Origin of the sequence: Methylobacter sp. Wu1 (assembly GCF_036553575.1) — a bacterium.
Lineage (GTDB): Bacteria > Pseudomonadota > Gammaproteobacteria > Methylococcales > Methylomonadaceae > Methylobacter.
This window is the reverse complement of record NZ_JAZHOC010000026.1, coordinates 1-19807: the sequence shown is the minus strand read 5'-3', so window position 1 is coordinate 19807 and position 19807 is coordinate 1. Positions and strand designations below refer to the sequence as shown.

Below are 19807 nucleotides of genomic sequence, written 5' to 3'. Positions count from 1 at the left end.
AGCACTGGCCGCAATGCGCTGAAGGACTTGCCCAATACTTGGACTGGTTCGAGACGCGGCTATAAAACCAATGCGTCAATGTCAGTCTATGGAAATGGGTATTAATGCCGGACCTGATTAATTAAATGGCATACTGACGGAGCGGGCTTTGCATTAAGTAAGACTGGCCTCCGCCAGTAACGCCAAAGTTAACGAGTACAAGATGAAAAAACTTACGAATTTATTTGCTTTATCTACGGTTTGTTTAGCGGGCACGTTCGCCTTTACCTCCGTGGGTTATGCAGCGACTAAAGCAGCGGCGAGCTGTTCTTACAACGATGTATCGACAGCAGTTGCGTCTGCAGCAACAGGCGATACCGTCACTGTTCCAGCCGGATCATGTTCCTGGAGCAGCACTCTGAAAATCACCAAAGGCATATCTGTTATCGGTGCCGGAAAAGCAGAGACCATAATTACCAACAACGCCGGCACGGCAGTTTCGATAATTAAAACCCAGAATGATTTTGTCCGTTTGAGTGGGTTCAGATTCAACAATTCAGATAAACAGACACCTATCATTTCGATCATCGGTCCTACCTTTAAGGCTAGAATTGACAATATCACAGTCAACAAAGGAGACGCGGCCATCGGAACAAACTGGTCAGGCAGCGGCGCTACCGGCCCGGTCTACGGTGTTGTGGATAGCAGCGAATTCTACAATACATCAAGAGCCTATTTTGCCATGGATGTCAGATCGGGCGATCGGGAATGGGGAAAAGGCGCCTGGAATGAATACCTTGGTAATGAAAAGGCGCTTCCTGGCAGCGATAACATGATGATTTTCGAAGATAACAAATTCATCTGGGACAATTCATTGACGAACAAAAATGCTCAAGGCGCTTTATATGGCCAATACGGCGGCAAAGTGACATTCAGATACAATGACTTTAGCGGATTCTGTACCTATATTGACGGTCACGGCGATCTTGGCGCTGGGCAGGATTACGGAACGATTTACTATGAGATATATAACAACACCTTCAAGCAGGACAATACACACTGTAGCCAAGGTAATATAGTGTGGATGCGCGGAGGGAAACTGATTGCCCACGATAACACATTCACAGGAGGCTCCCTCCCATTCAGAATGTCTGTGTATTACGAATCAGATATCGCTTCACATAGAGTTAACAATACTTACTACTGGGCCAACAAATGGAATGGCAATTCTGATCAGGCGAGCATGGTTAAGGTTACCGATTCTGGTCAAACGTCATCTGGATATTCGGCCAATAACATCAAACTTAATCAGCAGTATTTCCTGAAAGAGCCAGAATCGTATAAACCCTATACCTATCCGCATCCTTTGAGGTCGGACAGTGGTTCAAGCACAAAACCAGCAGTAACACTCTTGCCGCCAGTGTTACATCAGCCGCAATAAGCAGTGCCAGATGCAAAGGAATCAATGATGCGCGTTTCAAACCTCAATAATACGATGGTATTGTCCATAGACAAGACATGTTGAATATCGGGAGACAATGAAATAAGCGCCATGCATGGATGCAACAACGCTATCTGGCGAGGATGTTCTGAATTTTTTGTATAAACGATGTTTAATCTGGCGGAGTCAGGCATCCAATCTTTAGTGGTCATTTTTTCAGTAGACGACAAAATGACCACTCTATATTTTCCGACATCTTTTCTTCTGATAAAGCCGGCGGTTTTCTCAACCGGATCGATTTAACACCAAAACGCCACCCTTCACAGCTTCAGGCTTTCTGCTGCTTTCGCTCAAGCGTATTGATATTTTTGCCTTGCCGCTTCAGAAAACTGACGGCATCATAATTTCCTAAAGCTCTGGCTTTAAACACTGATCCGCTCATTGATGCATAAGTAATCTCCCTGTGCAGCAAATAGGGATGAGTGACACCAAGGTCATTAAAGCCGGATTTCGTGGTCACAGCTCCTTTATATCCCGATTCACGCAGAAGCCTAGGAATATCTATATCCGGATGTTGAAACGCCCCAAAAGGATAGGCAAAATATTCCACCTTTCCGCCGATTATCTTTTCCAGCCTCTGTTTATCCTCGGCAATTTCATACCGCAGCTCAGCCTCGTCCGGAATCTTGGCCAGATTGTAGTGATTGACGGTATGTCCGCCGACAGTAAAGCCTTCCTCGGCGAGCTTTTTCACATCGTCTACAGCCAACCCGCCGATTATGCTGTCTGGCGTCGGCTTCAGGGACAGTTTTGAGCGCATGAACTCGGATTGTTCTTTCTGTGTAAGCCCGACAAAGCCGGACGAGATGAAAAAGGTCCCTGGCAACTCCAGTCGTTTCAGAATCGGCAACACGTTGGTAACCCAGCTTTTATAGCCATCGTCAAAAGTAATGACGACATTGACCCGTTGCGCAGACAATCTACCCGAAAAAAAGTCGTCCAAGCTTACAACATTCGTATGCCGTTTCAGAAAACGCAAGCTAGCTTCAAAACCTCTCGAGTTTTCAGGCGGAACGTCATGAAAGACAACAAACCGCGCTACGGACTTGCCTTTAAAGCGAAGCATCAAATTTCTGATTCGGGAGTAGCCAAGGTAGTAAAACAATAAAACGGCTATGTCTTGTCTATAAACCATCCGGGAACTCCTCCTCTGCTAGAAAGTGAAGCGCTAGTTTTTTTCTTTCGCGACACAACAAACCTTTTATGGGGTAGTGTCGAACTTTCTATGTCCTTTTTAGAAATAGATGAAGTGACTGTTGCAGGCATGACTGTCAGAAACAGAATAATCGCCGGCAACGGACTGGTCAGCGAATCAAACGAAGATTCAGTGATATTGTGGACCAAAGCCATCAGCAAATAACAAATCCAGAGGCAGCCGAAATCGAAGTCGCTCTGGAGTTCTCTTTGCGCTTTGCGGCAAGAGGAAATCAGGAATATTGCCAGAAATAGCAGGCCGACGAATCCCGTATCCAGTATCACATCCAGATACCCGCTATGCGCCTCGCCAATTTCATGCAACTCGACCGTTATCGGGTTCCAGAAACTTGCGAAACCGCTGCCCAAAACAGGGCTCCGCATGACATCCGGCATCAGCCCGGCCCAGATTTCGGTTCTCCCGGTCAGAGTAACATCGCGCTGAAAATTGGATGAAATGCCTTTGATAATCGCCCCGCCCAGAAAAGGCTGAAGTGTGCCCAATCCAAAGATGAAAATCATTAGGGCCGCCAGACTGCCCGCGCCCACGGCGATACGGTGTTTTTTTGCCCATAACAGTCCCATAAATGCCGCCAATCCGCCCGCTAGAGATATCAGCGCCGTTGCGGAGTACTGCCCTCCGGGGCCGCTCATTATAAAAAGCGTCAGCATGAGGACGCTCACGTCGGCTAACGTCTGGTGCTTGCCGACGGCATCATCTCTTTTCTGCCGTCTTCGGATAAGCGTCCAGATAAGGAAAAAGGCCGCAATTAAACAAAGCCGTCCAAGACCGTTTTTTTGCATAGCGACCCCTATCCACATTTGTCCGCCCATGGCACGGTACTGGATACCATATTCAGGAAAGTATTTAATAAGTATCAGGGAAAATGGAATAAGAATATAGATGGTTCTGGTTAACAGGCTGCGCATTGCCTGACGCGGATCCGGTTCAGATAGAATGACAAACGCCATGACCACCGCAATAACTTCCCTGATCCATCGCTTTAACGCAATGAACAGCATATCGGACCAGAAGACACTGAAGAACATGTAGACCACCAGCATGATCAGCGCCGGATTGTCTCTGATGGCACGGGCGTAACTGAACCCTCTCGATGCCAGCACAATCAGACCAAGTACAAGTACCGTACTCAGAAACACCTGGTCGAGTGCGCTGCCGCCCTCCTCGCCCCCAGACCCGAACCAGGTACCCAAAGGTTTGCTGGCGACTTGGAGCATCCATAGGCTCGGTATCCAGAGAGCACCGGAAAGTTTAGGCGCCCGTTTCTGCTCGACTTTCAGTAAAAAAAACACATAGACGATGCAGATGAGTAGTGCGAGCTTTGGCGGCATGGGCGATCCCTTATAGTCGAAGCTGTCTAACCTGATGGATAGGCTTCACTCTGGGCTCCTAATCCTATCCTTGATCTGCGCGAAGATGTCGTCCATGATCTTCGTCGTCAAGAGTATTTCCTTGTACGAGAGTGGCAAGGGCTTATCATTGACGATTGAGTCGTAGAAAGACTCGATGAGCGTTTTCAGCGCGGCATCGTTGGGCATATGGAAGTCTTTCGCTATGAACTTCCCTGCGTTCCTGGTGAAATTTGCAATATATTGTCCGGCGTAAGTCAATGAAGGCACAAAATATCTCAGATGGCTCCTGTACTCGCCGTTGCCGACTTTGATAAGAATCTGATGATCATCATCGATGATCAATGAATTTTTCGGACCATACAGCCGGAACTGATGCGGTACCGGTTTTATCTGGGAAGAAAATGTGAAATACGCCGTTCTCAAATCTTCATCATGGATGATGACTCTTACCTCATCAATAATGTCATCCTCGCCAATACGCTTAAGGAATGGACTGGTAAAGCCGTGGGCAATCACAGTCGGGTTGTTCCCCGGCAAGAACTCGGCGATCTTGCTGATGCCGTGGCTGATAATGTTTTGCAACAACGATCCCGGGAGTTTTCTTGCCCAATGCTCGCTGTCGCCCAGAAGCGCCTTCGCATAGCTGACATCGCCAAAATCGTAGCAATAATGGCTTTCCATGTGGACCGGGTTCCCACCCAGATAACCGCTACTGACCAATTCCCGCATTCGCCTCATGACATGCGTAAACTGGGCGTTGTGGCCGGCAATTATCTTGAGCTGCTTCCGGTTCGCAAGCGCGATCAATTCCTCTGCCTCGGCGCTATTTAGAGTGAAAGGCTTTTCGACGTACACATGACAGCCTGACTCCAAGACAATCTTGCTGAGCGAAAAATGGCTGGCCGGCGGCGTCGTTATATGAACCACGTCGATCTTAACTGTCTCCAGCATTTCGTTTAACTTTGTGAAATACTTGCCAACATTAAGGCGCTCCGATAGCTGCCGGGCCATTAAGGGTTCGCTGTCGCAAACCGCGACGATATCAGCGCCCGAGATCCTGCGGATTTGCGCAGCATGTTGGTCAGCCATTTTTCCACAACCCACGATGGCAACTTTGATCATATTCTTTACCCCCTTTCCTTCATGTAAGCAAAGAATGTTTCCAGGCTCTCTTTCATCGGCACCCTAGGCTGCCAGTCCAGCAGTTGTTTCGCCTTCTGGTTTGAATATTTGTTGCCCTTCCAGTAAACCGAACACATCGCGTGATTAAAGACTGGCGGCAATTGCCCCTCAGACCATTTTGAATAACATCCCCATAGAGAACAGAAAAAATACCAGATGGGATAAGGGACAGGTATGGATACGAATTTGCGCACTTTCTTCTTGTAGAAACGCAGAAATTCCCGGCTAGTCGGGAGGTCGTCATCGACAATATTGAAGACCTGCCCATCTATCCCGCTTTTCAGTCCAGCCAATACGATGGCTTCGGCGCAGTTGTCGATGTATGTTAAGGGGATGGTATTGTTCAGGCCCAGATGGAGAAACACGCCAAAGGTCGACGTTCCGACCCGGTCGCTGATTTTCCGCTTTCCGGGACCGAAGATCACGCTCGGCCGCACGATCACATAAGGCAGATGATGTTTTTCGGCATACTCAAGCACGATTTCATCCTGCTTGGCTTTGCCGTAGGTATAAGGCTCGTGCCTATCGATCATTCGCCCGTCGACCTCACACGACTCATCAAGCAGCCCGCCGCGCGGAATGCGATTATTAGTATAGACGGCAACAGAACTGACGTTGACAAAGCGCTTCAATGTCGGTTCCTTTATCACGGCCTCAAGGAGATTCCGGGTCGTCACTACGGAATTTAGGAAACAGCCGGCATATGACTTTTCAACACCCGCGGCCAGATGATAGACAACCGAGATATCCTTGGCGGCGTGTGCGCAATCCTCCGTGGAAAGCAGATTCCCTTTAACGATGTCCAAATCGGCATCGCCGAATTCCCTGGCCAGCGCCTCAAGGTTGGCCGATTTTCCTGTCGATCTTGTCAGGCAGCGTATCCGTTTGAATCCGTAAGACAACAGCGTGCGGACGACCATCGAGCCGACGTACCCGTTGCTGCCTGTCACCAGTATGGTTTCCGAAGGATTGATAATGAATTGACTTCGTGCCGTATGCGCTAACTTATCAGTATTAGAAATAGTCATGGCCGCTTACTCTAACCTCCGACATATTTTTCTTTCACCAGATCTATGCCAAAAAACGCGAGCACCTTGCCGAGGTGGTCGCACAGCTTGATCAGATATTTCATGAAAATGTGCTGTCCCAGGATCGCGAACACTGGCAGACTCGTCGCATAGGCCACAATGGCGATGACCGATTTCAGAACGCTTAACTGCCCCGTGCCGGTGGAATTCAGTGCCATCTTGCCTCTGAGCAGAGCCCGTTTTAAAAGGGTTGTCCTTTTCCAGCGATTCGGCGGCACCGTTTCATAGACCGCCGCTTCGTTGCACCAGATGAACACACAGCCTTTTTCAATCATGCGCCTGAAAAAATCACGATCCTCCCCTCCGCTGCCAAATGTGGGATCAAACCACGCCTGGCCTTTGGGAAAAAGCTCTCTTTTTAACAGCGCATTGCCAGAACGCGTGTTTTTCCACTCCAATGCGTGCCCAGTAGGATGAGAAGGCCGGTCGAAGTAGTCGCCTTTCAGAACCCACTCCGGCGGTTTCTGCTCAAACAGCGGCAGTACTGGGGCGAGAACACCATCGCAGTTATAGCGTTTCAGCGCCTTGAAGAGCAGAAGCAGCCAGTTTCTGCGCGGGAATTCGTCATCATCGATAAGCGCCAGAAAGTTGCCTTGCGCGTTTGTCAGGGCGAGGTTTCTGGCCAGGGCGATGTTTTGTTCAGGCTCAACATCGTAGCGGACGGAGATCCAGGATTGCAAAGCAAAGGATTCCACAATTGTCCGTGCAGATTCCGACTTGTCGTTATCTACGACTACCACCGAGAAATTAAAAAGATCTTCAGTCTCCTGCTTCTCGAGTTTGGCTAACAACCGCCCCAGCATGGCCGGTCTTTGGTACGTGCAGATGCACACACATATATGTTGTTTTCGAAACATTAGCGATCCTTATATTGCACTATAAAGACACTTACAGATAACAACAGGTCTTGGTTATGGCAATTAAACCTGTTGTTCGTTTTTTATACTCATGATCGTCATTTTGACTGATCGCTCATGTCTTGCATTTGTCATACACGTCTTTAAAAGTTGAAACCCGTATGCCATTTTCCTGCAGGTAGGCAAGGAAAGACCGGATAGTCTCATAGTCGACCAGGTCTTTCGTATGCCCTATTGCAACAATGGGCCTGTACCGGCCGGGAGCTTTCCGGTCCTCACGGACGATAGCTCCCATCATCTTTGTGAGCTCGTCAATCGTCATCCGGCAATAGTCTAGTTTCAGAGGATACCGGAAGCGAAGGAAATCAATCAGCCGTTCCAGTCTGGCACTGCTCAGGCTATGAGATGAGAGTCCCTTCCCTTTATCATTCCCAGCCCCTTTCATGCCAACTCTTTTCATCGTCAACATCTTCCAGAATGGAACCATTTCAGTGTAGGTCGGGATTTCAAGCAACGTTCCGTTGGCATCTGGCATATCGACGTGATCGGAGAATGTCCAGTAATAGCCATTGCCGATGGCCTTGCGATAATCCAAGCCATGCCGATGCTGCAGGCCGCCCTTGAACACTGATGAATCCAGCTTAATCCCTCTCTCGGCCAATACGCCGGCTGCGACGTGCGTAGGCTGCATCAGCCAGTTGCCGGCCCGGAACGAGAGCGGGGTAAAATCAGGCTGGCCCAGCACTCTGCGTAAATAGCTTATAGACCTGTCCACGATCTCGGCGATACGCTCCCGCGGCAGGGTGCACAAGTTATACTCGCTGTAATCGAGCCGCCATTGCCCGTTCTCATGCCGGGCTTTGTACCACTGTGGATGCAAGTGCAGCCCTATTTCAATGCCTTCATTGTGAAAGCTTTTTATCTGCTCACTGATCAGACCGATGGCCGGGTCGCTGCCTTGATCCTGAATTAACTCAAGCTCGGCCGCTTCAATGAAAGCCACAAATTTGCAGCCAGCCTGCCTGAACAGACTGTTTAATTTATCAGCCGGCGCAAAGACGAGCTCCTCCAGAGAACCATCTCCATTGCCATAGATCTCGTAATCAATGGTAAAGATACATTCAATCATTGCGCTGGATCATCCATTGCTTCGCGCATAAACAGCTCATTGCTTCCTGCAGCAGGGCCGGTCAGTTGCAGCGCCTGGGTAACGCTTTGCGCAATCTTCTGCAACTCCTCTTTTTTCAAGGCATGGTAACAGGGAAAAACGAGCACGCGCCGAGCCACCTGTTCCGCCATAGGACAATCTCCTGCGTAGTCATAATGGGCGGCAGCAATCTCTGCGATATCCTTATAAGGCTGTATGGTGCCTATCTTCCTTTCGAGCAAATATGCGACGATAGCCTCACGGTCATGCGCCTCAGACAACATGACCGGATAAAGATAGCGATTATAAAATGCGCCTGTTTTTTCATCAGGCACCTTACAGAAAGCCAGAGCCAGCGATTCGGAAAAATAATCGGCATTGCCCCGCTGTTTTTCTATCAGTCCATTCAATGCAGCAAGGCGGTCAGACGTAATCGCAATATCCGATCGAAACATCTGAGTCATCGCAATAGGTGTTTTCTCTGCGAAAGCGGTGGATTTGTTATAGGCGGACCAGAGGCGGCAGCCTATGAGCCCCCAGAGCGGCTTGCTTCGCAGTATTGACCGGATGTAGGTTTTGATGACGTGCATGCAGTCGTCCATGCGGCCGGGCACAGGCAACTCAGAGACCAACTGACTGATGCTGGAAAGAATTTTGTCATCCTTTGCATATAACGCCCCCCCTTCGCCTACAGAAAGGTATTTCCCGGAACGAAAGCTAAAGACAGCAATGTCGCCAAACGATCCCGTCATTTGCCCATTGATGGCGCTGCCAATAGACTGCGCGCAATCTTCAATGATTGGCTTTCCTTGCGCCACCACCTTTATCCTTTGCATGTCGCATACATTCCCGAACATGTGCACAGCAACCACTGCATCGATCTGAGCGATTTTTGCCTCCAGATCAGCTACCGACATGCAAAACGTGTCGGGTTCGACATCGATAAACCGGACATTACAGCCTACGGCTTTTATGGCTTTAAACACGACTGGGCAGCAATAGAGCGGAACGCCTATACACGCATCTGAGGGCAGTTCCAGCGCCCTGAGGGCGACGACTATCGCAGCTCGCGCCGACCTGATCGGAATGCAATCGCCTATAGGCTCTATGTTCAGCATACAGCTTGACTTTCTCTTACTCAGTGCCGCAGCCAGTCCATGAAAAATATCTCTAATCCCGTAATTCCAGTACTCTGCAGGCAGAAGACCTAACATAAGGAAAACCTCTTAGAGAAAAATGTTAGCCGCTCAGATAGTCTGACAAGCTGGTTGATCAGAATAAAACATTCGCAAGAAGCCCTGAGGTAATCAATCATGCTGTGGTGGTATAGCCGTACGAATTATCGATTGTTGCGCTTGGGCATGCCTGTGATTCCGGCATTGTCCTCCAAATACGAACCGGGCCAACAGTCGCAACACTTGTGAAGCAATCGGCAACGTCTATTACGTGTGCTTCTTTCGGGTTGTAGTAGACCACAAAAATGTCGCGAGGATTTTGTAAAAATGATTCGCGGATATTTAACAGCATATGCGTCATGAGCACCGCATCAAATGGATTGCAGAAATAGCAGACTAGGCATCCGTCAGGTAGCGGGTAAGCCATGGCGTCGGCGCATATCAACTCCGTATTCTCGCATTTGGACAGCTCGCTACGGAACCGCATGAGATTATCCTGGGCGATGGCGTGAAGTTCATTGCAGAACTCCACGCCAACAATCTTCTGGAACGCGAACTCCTTTGCCAACAGTACGGCTCTGCCTTTGCCGGAGCCGAAATCGATAAAAGTAAAATCGTGGTAATCGATAGGCAACGCCTCGACAGCTTTTCGGAAGAATTCAGGATCACTGCCTCCATAAGAAACCGAGTGGATCTGGTTTGGAGAGTTGATGCTCAGCTCTGTCGGATGGATAAGCCCGCCCGTCTCAACGCCGAACCGCTGATCAAACTCCGCGGCTCGCCGCTCACGCATCCGGATTTCAGCACGAACCGACGGCCGCAAGCTATCCGCGAGCCGGACGATTCGTTCCGTGGCTATCCAAAGCAGCCCCCGGAATCCATGCCGATGTATAGCTCTCTTTAGCTTAAGAACCAAACCATTCATGATGCTTCTGAGGTTTTTCATGTTTCACTGAGCCTATTTGTTTCTTTTAGCTACGATGCGCTAAAGATTTTAAAGTGCCGACACTTCGTCAGGAAAAAACCTTTGACCGCAGATATTGTTTTTATTCCGTCGGCGGCGCGCCACTGAGCCTTCCCATCGAAAACGAGTCACAGGAAGGAATCGGCAGTCATGCGCCTTTTCTTTGTGTTGCCTTTCTGACGGCATAATGGATATCCCGTCTATATCCCTGCATTCACCTCATCCCTAGCATTATGCTGAAGGCGGGCAGAAAACTGCCCCCTATCTTTCGCTGCATCCATATGTGGCCTGACAATTCCTGGAAATGCTGCCTAGTCCGTGCGGCCACCTAACGTCGAGCGAGAAGCATAGTTTAAATGCCCACCTGATACCGATCAGAAATAATTATTCTTGTTCTTGTTCAACATTAAAATTAGTATGATCACTTAAGCCAAACTACGTAACAGCCTGAAAATGCGGAAGCAATACCTGCCTATCATACGGCGCCATCTGAGCATGGCTGGGAAACTTCCGTCGGCGGAGAGCGGCAGTACCAACGTCGTCAGCCGCCAACAAAGCCGAGGCGCTGTAAAAATCCGCTCAAACAGGCGCGATGGCCCCGCGGCACGGCAATTGCCCGGCCACTGCCGCTTTACAGCTTATGGCGTTCCGCATCAACAATATCGCCGCCGCTGCGCACGTGCGCAGCGGCGGAATATAAGAGGTATTTGAAAGGATTAAGGGAATATTTCCACATGTACCCTTGTATAAGCCTTGCGCCAAAGCGTTTTTTAAACGAATTGAGCGCTTCCTGTTTGGAGCCTTTTTCCGGATTAATCCTTGCACCGACGAAATCATAGTGTTTGACGCCGATTTCATTGAAAAACCGGATGGCCTCCCAATAAAGGAGTTTATTCGCGCCCTGATGCTGGTTGGCAACGTTGCCGGCATAAATGGCGTAGGCACAGTAATTACTGTAGGCAAAAACGACGTAGCTTTGGGGTTTCCCTTGGTAATCCGCGGCCATGATCAGTGCATTGTCCCCCAGTCCTGCTATGAAACGCTTGAACGACTCGTGTCCCATAAACGGCATTTTTGACCTTCGGAAAGTTTCCGACACGAGCCTGTAGGCGTCATCAAGGTGCTCGATCCCGCTCTGGATGCGCACTCCGCTTTTCATTGCCGACTTGATATTTTGACGCAGTATTCTGTCAATATTGCCCCAAAGCACGTCTTCCGGTTGGCACAAATCGATTATATAGCTGCCGTAGGGGGCAGCGGCCGCCCCGTCCGGAAAAATACGGAAAATCGTGTTGGTAGTTGCCGGAATGATGACATCCGCACCGATAGATCTGAAATAAGTTACCGCATCGTTCAGGAATAACTTTTCGTCACTCAAACTGAGGCCATCGCCGAGCGCAATAGTTTCTACGCGAAACCGGACCAGACGGAAATTCAGTTTTTTAATAATGGTATAAGGCAAAATGCACCGAAGTTCGCCGATCTCATCAAAACCACCCAACCAGCCGTATTCGTCGCCGACTGCCTGCAGAAAAGATTCGGAAGCGAAGATCGGAAGCCCTGAATGCCAGTTAATCCCGATCGGTGCCACCCTCAGGGTTTTACTTTGCGTTTTACTATATATAGTCGATATAGCCGCCATTTCCCTTCCCCGTAGAATAGTTAAGTCAAATCAATTCAATCTACCAGCCAGGTGAAGCCGCCATGTTGCCTGGCGCACTATACCAGCAGATTGAAGCAATTTTTAAAATAGCTTTTCAGCCACTGCATTTGCTCCTTTCTTCTGAAGTTTATGAATTCCGTCGACACGGGTTTGGGCGATTGCTTCAGCACGGCCCATAAGTAGCCCGCCATCAGAAGCAATCCGCTGATAAACAAAGGCCTTCTGGTCATTTGATAGAGTGACCGGCATAGCTGCCACAGAGGATGCACGCCCATTTGGTAATCGCCGAAGCCGCTTTTAAATGTCGCGCATACGATATTGGCTTTCGCAGTTCCCATTTTGCGGTGATGGAGGCAGACCTTATCGGTAAAGGTTTCTGTTTTCCAGCCTTTCATTCTTGCTGTCACTACCGCTGTCAGGTCAATCGCGCCCGCTTTGATGGGCACGTAGCCGCCGATGGCTTGGAAACACTCTCGCCTGAACAGCTGGCAGGCGCCTGAAACATGCTCTTTTCTGGAGAAACGGTAATCATATTGGGTTGTTCCTTCCCTGAAAGGCGTGCCGGCGACGCCCAGAGCAGCATCATTGGCGAATTGGCCTAGCAAATATTCAAAGTATGCGGAATCAAACGAAATGTCAGCATCCAGGCTGCCCACGATGTCGTAGTCAAGATCCTGCACTCTTTCATAGCCCGCGTTAAAGGCGTGCACCTTGCCCGCGAAATGCCGCTCTATACGCTCCGGCATCCGCACGAGTTCTATCCATTTACGGTTGGCGATATATTCCTTGACAATATCGTCGGTCCGATCTGTCGAACCGTCGCTGACGATTACCCATTTGATGGGCAAAACGGTCTGTGCGATGACAGATTCGATGGTTTGCCGGATGAACGTTTCTTCATTCCGTGCTGGCGTGATCAGAACATATCTGCAGAGCCCGGCATTGTCGCTCCCGGTCTGCGCCGCTTCGGTCATTGCTACGCTCATTTCAAAATCCCCCATTCAAGAATCCGAACTAATATGGATGTGTGCCAGCTGTTCCTGGTCAGGTTCGCCCAACAGGGAGGCAAGAGCCACAAGCATCCAGGCCTGCGCCCATCGCATATAAGCTATCCTGTTTGTGCCCAAAGGAAACACCTGGTAGTAAAAATATCCGCGCTCATCCCACATGTGCGTCAGAGCCCATCGGAAAATAGTAAAAGCCAAATTGACATTCTGCTCATCAAGATCCTTGAAAGTCAGCAACGTGATAATGCTCTGCGCGACACTGTGAATATCAATAGGATAAGTGCGGTTGTGAAAATATTTGGGTGCACCGTCGCCTTCAAAAAAGTGATTTCGGTAGAATGCAAACCCCTTGCTGATATGGCAATCAAATTCGGTGTTATCGGCGTATTTTTCGATGGCGCGCAGCGCGCATAAGTTGTAGCCGGTGTGGAAATTATCCACCCAATGCTGCATGGATGACTCGCCGTAATCCCAAGAGCCATCGTCGTGCTGCTTCGCCGCCGAGTATCGCGCCACTTTCATGGCCGCATCGAGAAATTTTCGATCTCCCACATGCTGATATACCCGGCAAAGCAGCGCCGCGCCCAGAAAATTGGCATTGTGCACCGGCATGTTCAAGGACGGCAGCGGATAACTGAACCCGGCGGTCGCACCTTCATCCTCCGACCAGAAAAGCTCGTTCAGAATATACTCCGCCGAGCTGACCGCCATGTCGAGGCACCGCCGTTCGCCGTTCGACTCATAGACATCCAGCAGCGCGTTAGCCACAAAGACCGTGCAAACCAGATTCGGCGTTCCGCGGGCAACCAATAGGGTCCGTGTCTGCCATGGAAAGCTATAGCCCCAGCACCAGTAAGACAGGCCCGGCGACCGAAGCTCCGCCAGTTTATCGACCATCTTCGCGGGCAGAATCTCCGTATTGAGGAATCCCAGTCTGGAGAGCCTGACCAGGGCCATGAGAAACAACGCGATCGCCTTGGGGTTGTGTGTCTTGGGTATCATCAGCAGCGGCCTGACATTCACCGGGCTTCTTTTGAGAACCTGCGTGAGAACAAGCCGGGGAATCCTGAAATTCAGAAAAGGCAGGAATTTGAAAATCCGGCTGTTGAGGGCGTCATAAGGATCATAACCTGACCAGTCATTTCTGTGGCAGTAATCAAGCAACTTCTGTGTAATGACTCTTGTGTCTTTCAAAGCAAGTTCTCCTGAGAAATATAAACGGTTGGCGCCACATGACATCTCCAGGCCAGACCACCTAAGCATTCCGGACTTAACGCTCATCAGCTGGGGAGAAAAAAAGAGTGCGCCCCGGCAAAACGCATTGTTCTGCACGAGCAGAATCAATCCTCCCTCATAAAGCGCTTTCCAGCCACATGTCCAGCTTCCTGAAAACAGACATCTTAGCCATAGCCATAGCGCGATGAACGGCTTTGGCTCTGCGTAAACCTACAACCTGCGCGATTATTGAATACTTCCAGCCGGGCGCAGGAAACGACAATTCCCCGCCCAGTTCATGGGCGAGCGCGGCGGCTTTTTGCAGGACTGCCGTTTGCTCCGGACTCACATAGCCAAGAATGCCATGGAGATGCGCTAGGCAGGCCTGCCTTGTTCTTTCGCTGTCTTCCAGGCTGCGCAAGTAGCCAATCGCCAGGCTTTTTGAAAGAAAAATCGACTCGACGCTTTTATCGGACAGCTGCCGACTCAGGCTGCTTTGATTGCATTGCCTGTAGTAGGCTTTGGATTCCGGTACAAATTTAATTCCTTCGCTTTTGCTGACCACCTTGGAAATGTATTCCCCATCCTGATCCCTGACCAATCGCTCATCCCAGGGGCCGGCCATTTCTGCCAGCTTCCGGCTGACCAGCCAAGTAGCCGGATTCATCCAGACGTGTTCGCTGAACTTTGTGATAAGCCACTCCTTGGGCTCCAGGTCTTGCCAAAGATTATCCGGCACGAATCGGGCTTTTGTATGGCGATAATAAAATCTTGCCCAGGATGACGTCAGCAATACCCTCGGGTTCGCGAGCTTTTTCATCTCCAGCATCTGTCTTTCTATCTTATCAGGTGCGAGAAGATCATCAGCATCGAGCCACTGAATGTAATCACCCTGCGCAAATTCAAGCGCTTTATTCCTTGCAACATTGGCCCCGCCGTTTTCCTGGGCTATTACTTTGAGCGACTTCGACTCATATCCTTTTGCAATCTGCAAGGTCTTATCGGATGATCCGTCATCAATCACAATCACTTCCTTATTACTCCATGTTTGCGACAGCGCCGATTCAATGGTTTCTTTGATCCATGGTTCCGCGTTATAAGCAGGTATGATGATAGAAATTAATTCCGGCATGATTACATTCCTTCACTGTTCATCATATAAAAACCTTACATATATATGTTTGGAAGCCGAACATGACAGCGACAGATTCGTTTGAGCCCGAACGGAGACATGAAAGCCAATGTCACGCGCAGTCTCCGCATCCGCTATCAAAGTCAGCGCACTTCGAGCTGGACGAGATTATCCTCCATGAACACAGGCGTCTCCGGATCTATTAAATCTGCCAGAAAGCGGTTCGTGAGCGAAGAGCTTTGCTCGCACTGGATGACCCGATAGCCGAATTCATCATGGTAAGCCACGACCTCTGCTACTTCTTTGGGCAGCCGGAAAGGTTTTTGAGTGCGCTCGACACGGCCAAAATCATCAGCCACTCCGTACAGCTTGTAATCATAGGCAACACGGCTTTCCGGCGGGAGGCTCTTTGCGAGCAGCGTCAAAAACCGCCCGAATGTTTCTTTGTTAACGTAGGGACTGACTCCCTCCATTAAAATCAGGGTCTTATCCGTGTTATGCTTTGACAGCCAATCCTCGAAGTCTGGCCAGGTATCATCATTCAGATCTATGACTCTATAGGCAATGTCTTCATGCCTTCTCCATCGTTTCGCCATCCGTTCCTTGTTGGTTATAACCTCTGACTTGTCGCACTCCAGCACCTTAACGCCATGCTGTCTCAAAACGTGCCCGAACCGATACGCCCGCGTGTCGCTTCCGCATCCCACATTAATGATGTACCGGACGTTATTGGCAACCGCATCAAGAAATATCTCATCGTAATATTTTGTTCGGGCGATGAGATAGTAGTAGAAGGGATCGGAACGCAACCTGTCGAGTCGTCTCTGACCTAGCCACGACAGGCGCCATCGCCGTAATGCCGGCAGGAAATGACCAACCAGCGTGTCAGGATTCCTGAGTTCAGTAGGTTCATGAATGGACTGGACGTGGCGCCATTCTGCTACGAGCATCAAATTACTGCGACTTCGTCTTTTAATCATCTTGCCCTCCTCTTCTGTCATGCTGCAAGCAGCCCTATCAATACGTTGACTTGGCGTAGGATCCCTAGTAAGAACTAGAAGCCTTCTTTCTCTGAAATAAATAGCCGCAGTCCTAGAGCCCATCGGTTGCTTCGATATGAAGCGGTGGTACTTCTGCTACGGCATCCCGAAAACCTGAACCAGTCGCGCGCTCGACGAAAATCCCCGGATATCGGCTACCAGTAGCAAAACGGGTTCTGCCTTCTCTGGAATGAACGGAGCGAAGAAATCGCTCTCCCGCATTTACAACCGGTTTGCCGAACGACATCCTGCGCAGGCCCGAACACCCGCCCCGATGACGATATCAGCCGCCGCATAAGCCGGCTGGGTCCAACAGTGTGGCCGGCACTCCGCCGACACCCACGATCACAAGAGGCATTGCCACTAGTCCCAGGCGCAGATGTGATGACATAGGGTCGCTCCAGCTTTACCAGCTCGCACAGAGCGCGCATCCGTACAGACGACAAATGGAACCGTGCATTCGGAGCCGGAATGAAGCCCAGGTCTGTCTCTTCAGCCAGCTTAAGCATTGGTCCAGGTGTCGCAAAAAAACACTTCATAGTCATGGAGATCGCGGAGAGCCAGCCGCTGTGCAGGCTCCATGGCGTTCATCTGGGCGTCGCTCACCTCAAATCGATGTGCAAAGACAAGGATTTTCATGATGTTATCCCGAGCGGAAACAGATTATTGTCAAATTCAAAGCCCTTCTCCTCGAAAAATGTTTCGCAAATATTCAGCTTCTCCATTTCCAGTCCGCTCTCAACTAGCAGAGCGTTTATAATACGCTCGGCAGTCCGTCCGTCCCAGTACTTGGGTATTTGGCCGGGAGGACGTCGCTCTTGCAGGATATCCTCAATATCTGCCGACAATTGATCAAGCCCTGTGAGTTTGTTCGTGCCTACCTCAATAGTAACCGGTCTCTCGGTATTCGGCCGAAGTGTCAGGCAAGGAGTTTTAAAATAGGTGCTCTCCTCCTGGAGACCGCCAGAATCTGTGAGAACAAACCGGGCCGTATCTGTAAGACACAAGGAATCGTGATAACTGAGCGGTTCCATAATACGTAGCCCTTTATACTCATCCAGTTGAATTTTGAATTGTTCGCACATTTTGCGCGTCCTCGGGTGCATGGGAAACACGACAGGCATATCTTTAGCAATGTTTCCTAACAATTTCATGACTAGCGACAAACCGGTTTGATTATCCACGTTTGAAGGCCGGTGAAGAGTCACGTATACAAAGCCTTTTTTTTCTAAGCCAAGCTGACCAAGAAGTGGACTGGTTCGAGCTTTTTCAAGATTTGCCACAAGTGAATCCATCATTACGTTGCCGACAAATTTTATCTTTGAATCTGGAATCCCTTCCCGCTTTAAGTTCTCATTAGCATCGACCGATGGGGTTAGCAACAGATCCGCCAAGGCATCCGTAACAATCCGGTTTACCTCCTCGGGCATTTCCCGATCAAAACTGCGTAAACCGGCCTCCACGTGCGCCACTTTAATTCCAAGCTTCGAACAAACCAAAGTGCACGCCATGGTCGAATTAACATCGCCAACCACCACTACCCAGTCTGGTTTCTCCTGTTCGCAAATAGGTTCAAATTTCGTCATCACCTCGGCGGTCTGCACCGCATGAGATCCGGAACCAACCGCCAGGTTTATATCCGGGGCAGGAATACCAAGATCAGTAAAAAAAATGTCGGACATTTTTTCATCGTAATGCTGGCCGGTATGGATCAATCGATACTCCAACTGTACTCCGTGGTTGGCCACATCTGCGGAATACCTACATATTTGCTGAATAATAGGAGCCACCTTCATAAAGTTCGGACGAGCTCCTGCAATAATGAGAAATTTTAGTTTTTTACTCATAATTAGCTCCAGGTCGGATACTGCTAATATTAAGTTCTAGGAATGTTCTTTAATCATTATTGTGTCAATATGTTCTACTATCCGGCTGAGGGCTTTTCGAGGAACAAATCCGATCAAGATAGCATCTTTACTGCGATGCTGAAGCAGGATTTTGTTGTAAATATCATCAATATTTTCGACCAGTATCAGTCTTCCTTCATGTTGCAATTGACGATCTACCGCCCCGATTTTGCCTCGAAAGATGCTATAGACTGGAATATTCAATGCTGCCGCTTCTCGGTTCATCGTTCCTCCACCACTGACTACCAGATCAGAATGCCAAAGCAGATTAAGGCCATTTACTGCCTTTGTAGGTATAAACACATTAGAGTTTTTAAACCACTGCGGCCAATTCTGTCTGATTTGCGTTTCTTGAAGCTTATTTCGCGGCAAGAGGATCGATTTGATTCCAGGCGTAGAGCTCACTCGTTCCATGAATTCAACGAAGAGAGTTTCACTCTCCGGATTGTGATAGTGCGCCTCATTTGCTGGTGGGCGAACTGTGACAATGACACTATCACTGTTAAGATTAAGTTGGACAACAAGACTTGGGTCAGGTATAAACTCGGGTGCATAAACATCTTCCTTGATTCCCTCGTAGGTAAGAATTCTCTCTTTCGTTTTGCACTGCAGGAGTTCATTAGAAAGCGCCTCCGGAATAATTTCCCAGCGTGGTTGCAATAATAACGGAGTTTGCGCATGCTCATAGTCCATAATCATTACGGTCGGGATACGGAGAAGGTTGCATAACAAAATTTGCGATCGAGAGCCATGAGAGAGGCCCAGCACTGGTTTTTCACAAATGACAAATGAAAGTAACTGTAAACTGCGCCAGCAAACCCCCAGCACTTTAAAAAGAGGATTCTTGCCGTAATGTCTGCCTATCTTTTTATAGGCCAGACCATAAAGCGTAGCTAATTCGCAGACTTGAAAAGCATCGCGCGCAGTCAATACAACAGTATATCCCTTCTTTTCCAATTCCCGAATTATAGGTCTGAAAAAAGGCACATGTGGTGTGTTATCAAGATCAATCCAAATTTTCATAAGTTAAGTACCTTTGGATAATTATTCAGTCGACAACATCGGCTATGCATCTGTTTTTATTGATTACCTTTCGCAAGCTGCCCTAAAAAATACTAGGTTTATTTTGCACATGTACTTATAAAGTAGATATAGAAAAATATGTCCATTTTCAATTTTGCTGACTCATAGGCCAGAAATGAATATCAGGTATGAACAGCCTCATCTGTATATCCGTATTGGTACGGTGTAATTGATTGACTTGATTTATTCACAACCAGCCCAAGCAGATTTGTCTGCTCCAGAATGTACATGGAATGTTGAAGCTCATCGGAAGTGTTTTTTCCATCCTCGACAACCAACAGAACGGCATCGATATAAGG

General features: G+C 49.0%; 17 protein-coding genes. 1 reads left to right on the top strand and 16 read right to left on the bottom strand.

The window, feature by feature from the left end:
• Positions 1 to 202: 202 nt before the first annotated feature.
• Complete coding sequence (locus V2P20_RS02665) at positions 203 to 1420, top strand: hypothetical protein (RefSeq protein WP_331815860.1); 1218 nt, start codon at positions 203 to 205, stop codon at positions 1418 to 1420.
• Positions 1421 to 1748: 328 nt separating this feature from the next.
• On the opposite strand, the gene V2P20_RS02660 is transcribed toward V2P20_RS02665, so the two are convergent.
• The 16 genes from V2P20_RS02660 to V2P20_RS02585 form a co-directional block, all read right to left on the bottom strand.
• Positions 1749 to 2423: a polysaccharide deacetylase family protein gene (locus V2P20_RS02660; RefSeq protein WP_331815858.1), complete on the bottom strand. Its 675-nt coding sequence runs from the start codon at positions 2421 to 2423 to the stop codon at positions 1749 to 1751.
• Between the two features lie 170 nt (positions 2424 to 2593).
• Entirely contained in the window at positions 2594 to 4027 is a 1434-nt protein-coding gene (locus V2P20_RS02655; protein WP_331815856.1) for an O-antigen ligase family protein, read from the bottom strand.
• 45 nt (positions 4028 to 4072) lie between these two features.
• Positions 4073 to 5170 carry a Gfo/Idh/MocA family oxidoreductase gene (locus tag V2P20_RS02650; RefSeq protein WP_331815854.1) on the bottom strand — a complete coding sequence of 366 codons (1098 nt, stop codon included), beginning with the start codon at positions 5168 to 5170 and terminating at the stop codon, positions 4073 to 4075.
• A 5-nt stretch (positions 5171 to 5175) separates the two neighbouring features.
• Positions 5176 to 6258, bottom strand: coding sequence for an NAD(P)-dependent oxidoreductase (locus tag V2P20_RS02645; protein WP_331815852.1), 1083 nt, complete (start codon positions 6256 to 6258; stop codon positions 5176 to 5178).
• A gap of 11 nt (positions 6259 to 6269) precedes the next feature.
• Entirely contained in the window at positions 6270 to 7175 is a 906-nt protein-coding gene (locus tag V2P20_RS02640) for a glycosyltransferase family A protein (protein WP_331815850.1), read from the bottom strand.
• A gap of 115 nt (positions 7176 to 7290) precedes the next feature.
• Entirely contained in the window at positions 7291 to 8304 is a 1014-nt protein-coding gene (locus V2P20_RS02635; RefSeq protein WP_331815848.1) for a hypothetical protein, read from the bottom strand.
• Positions 8301 to 9440 carry a DegT/DnrJ/EryC1/StrS family aminotransferase gene (locus tag V2P20_RS02630; RefSeq protein ID WP_331815846.1) on the bottom strand — a complete coding sequence of 380 codons (1140 nt, stop codon included), beginning with the start codon at positions 9438 to 9440 and terminating at the stop codon, positions 8301 to 8303. The genes V2P20_RS02635 and V2P20_RS02630 overlap by 4 nt, the downstream gene beginning before the upstream one ends.
• A 193-nt stretch (positions 9441 to 9633) precedes the next feature.
• Positions 9634 to 10443: a class I SAM-dependent methyltransferase gene (locus tag V2P20_RS02625; protein ID WP_331815844.1), complete on the bottom strand. Its 810-nt coding sequence runs from the start codon at positions 10441 to 10443 to the stop codon at positions 9634 to 9636.
• A 649-nt stretch (positions 10444 to 11092) separates the two neighbouring features.
• Positions 11093 to 12103 (bottom strand): peptidoglycan bridge formation glycyltransferase FemA/FemB family protein, encoded by a 1011-nt coding sequence (locus V2P20_RS02620; RefSeq protein WP_331815842.1) that lies wholly within the window; start codon positions 12101 to 12103, stop codon positions 11093 to 11095.
• Positions 12104 to 12180: 77 nt separating this feature from the next.
• Positions 12181 to 13125, bottom strand: coding sequence for a glycosyltransferase family 2 protein (locus tag V2P20_RS02615; protein WP_331815840.1), 945 nt, complete (start codon positions 13123 to 13125; stop codon positions 12181 to 12183).
• Positions 13126 to 14325, bottom strand: a complete 1200-nt coding sequence (locus V2P20_RS02610; RefSeq protein ID WP_331815838.1) for a hypothetical protein — start codon at positions 14323 to 14325, stop codon at positions 13126 to 13128. It abuts the gene before it with no gap.
• Positions 14326 to 14482: 157 nt separating this feature from the next.
• Positions 14483 to 15478 (bottom strand): glycosyltransferase family A protein, encoded by a 996-nt coding sequence (locus V2P20_RS02605; RefSeq protein WP_331815836.1) that lies wholly within the window; start codon positions 15476 to 15478, stop codon positions 14483 to 14485.
• Positions 15479 to 15621: 143 nt separating this feature from the next.
• Positions 15622 to 16428, bottom strand: coding sequence for a class I SAM-dependent methyltransferase (locus V2P20_RS02600; protein ID WP_331815834.1), 807 nt, complete (start codon positions 16426 to 16428; stop codon positions 15622 to 15624).
• 591 nt (positions 16429 to 17019) lie between these two features.
• Complete coding sequence (locus V2P20_RS02595; RefSeq protein ID WP_331815832.1) at positions 17020 to 17157, bottom strand: hypothetical protein; 138 nt, start codon at positions 17155 to 17157, stop codon at positions 17020 to 17022.
• Positions 17154 to 18365 (bottom strand): UDP-N-acetylglucosamine 2-epimerase (non-hydrolyzing), encoded by a 1212-nt coding sequence (wecB, locus tag V2P20_RS02590; RefSeq protein WP_331815830.1) that lies wholly within the window; start codon positions 18363 to 18365, stop codon positions 17154 to 17156. The genes V2P20_RS02595 and wecB overlap by 4 nt, the downstream gene beginning before the upstream one ends.
• A 36-nt stretch (positions 18366 to 18401) precedes the next feature.
• Positions 18402 to 19448 (bottom strand): DUF354 domain-containing protein, encoded by a 1047-nt coding sequence (locus V2P20_RS02585; protein WP_331815828.1) that lies wholly within the window; start codon positions 19446 to 19448, stop codon positions 18402 to 18404.
• Between the last annotated feature and the right edge of the window lie 359 nt (positions 19449 to 19807).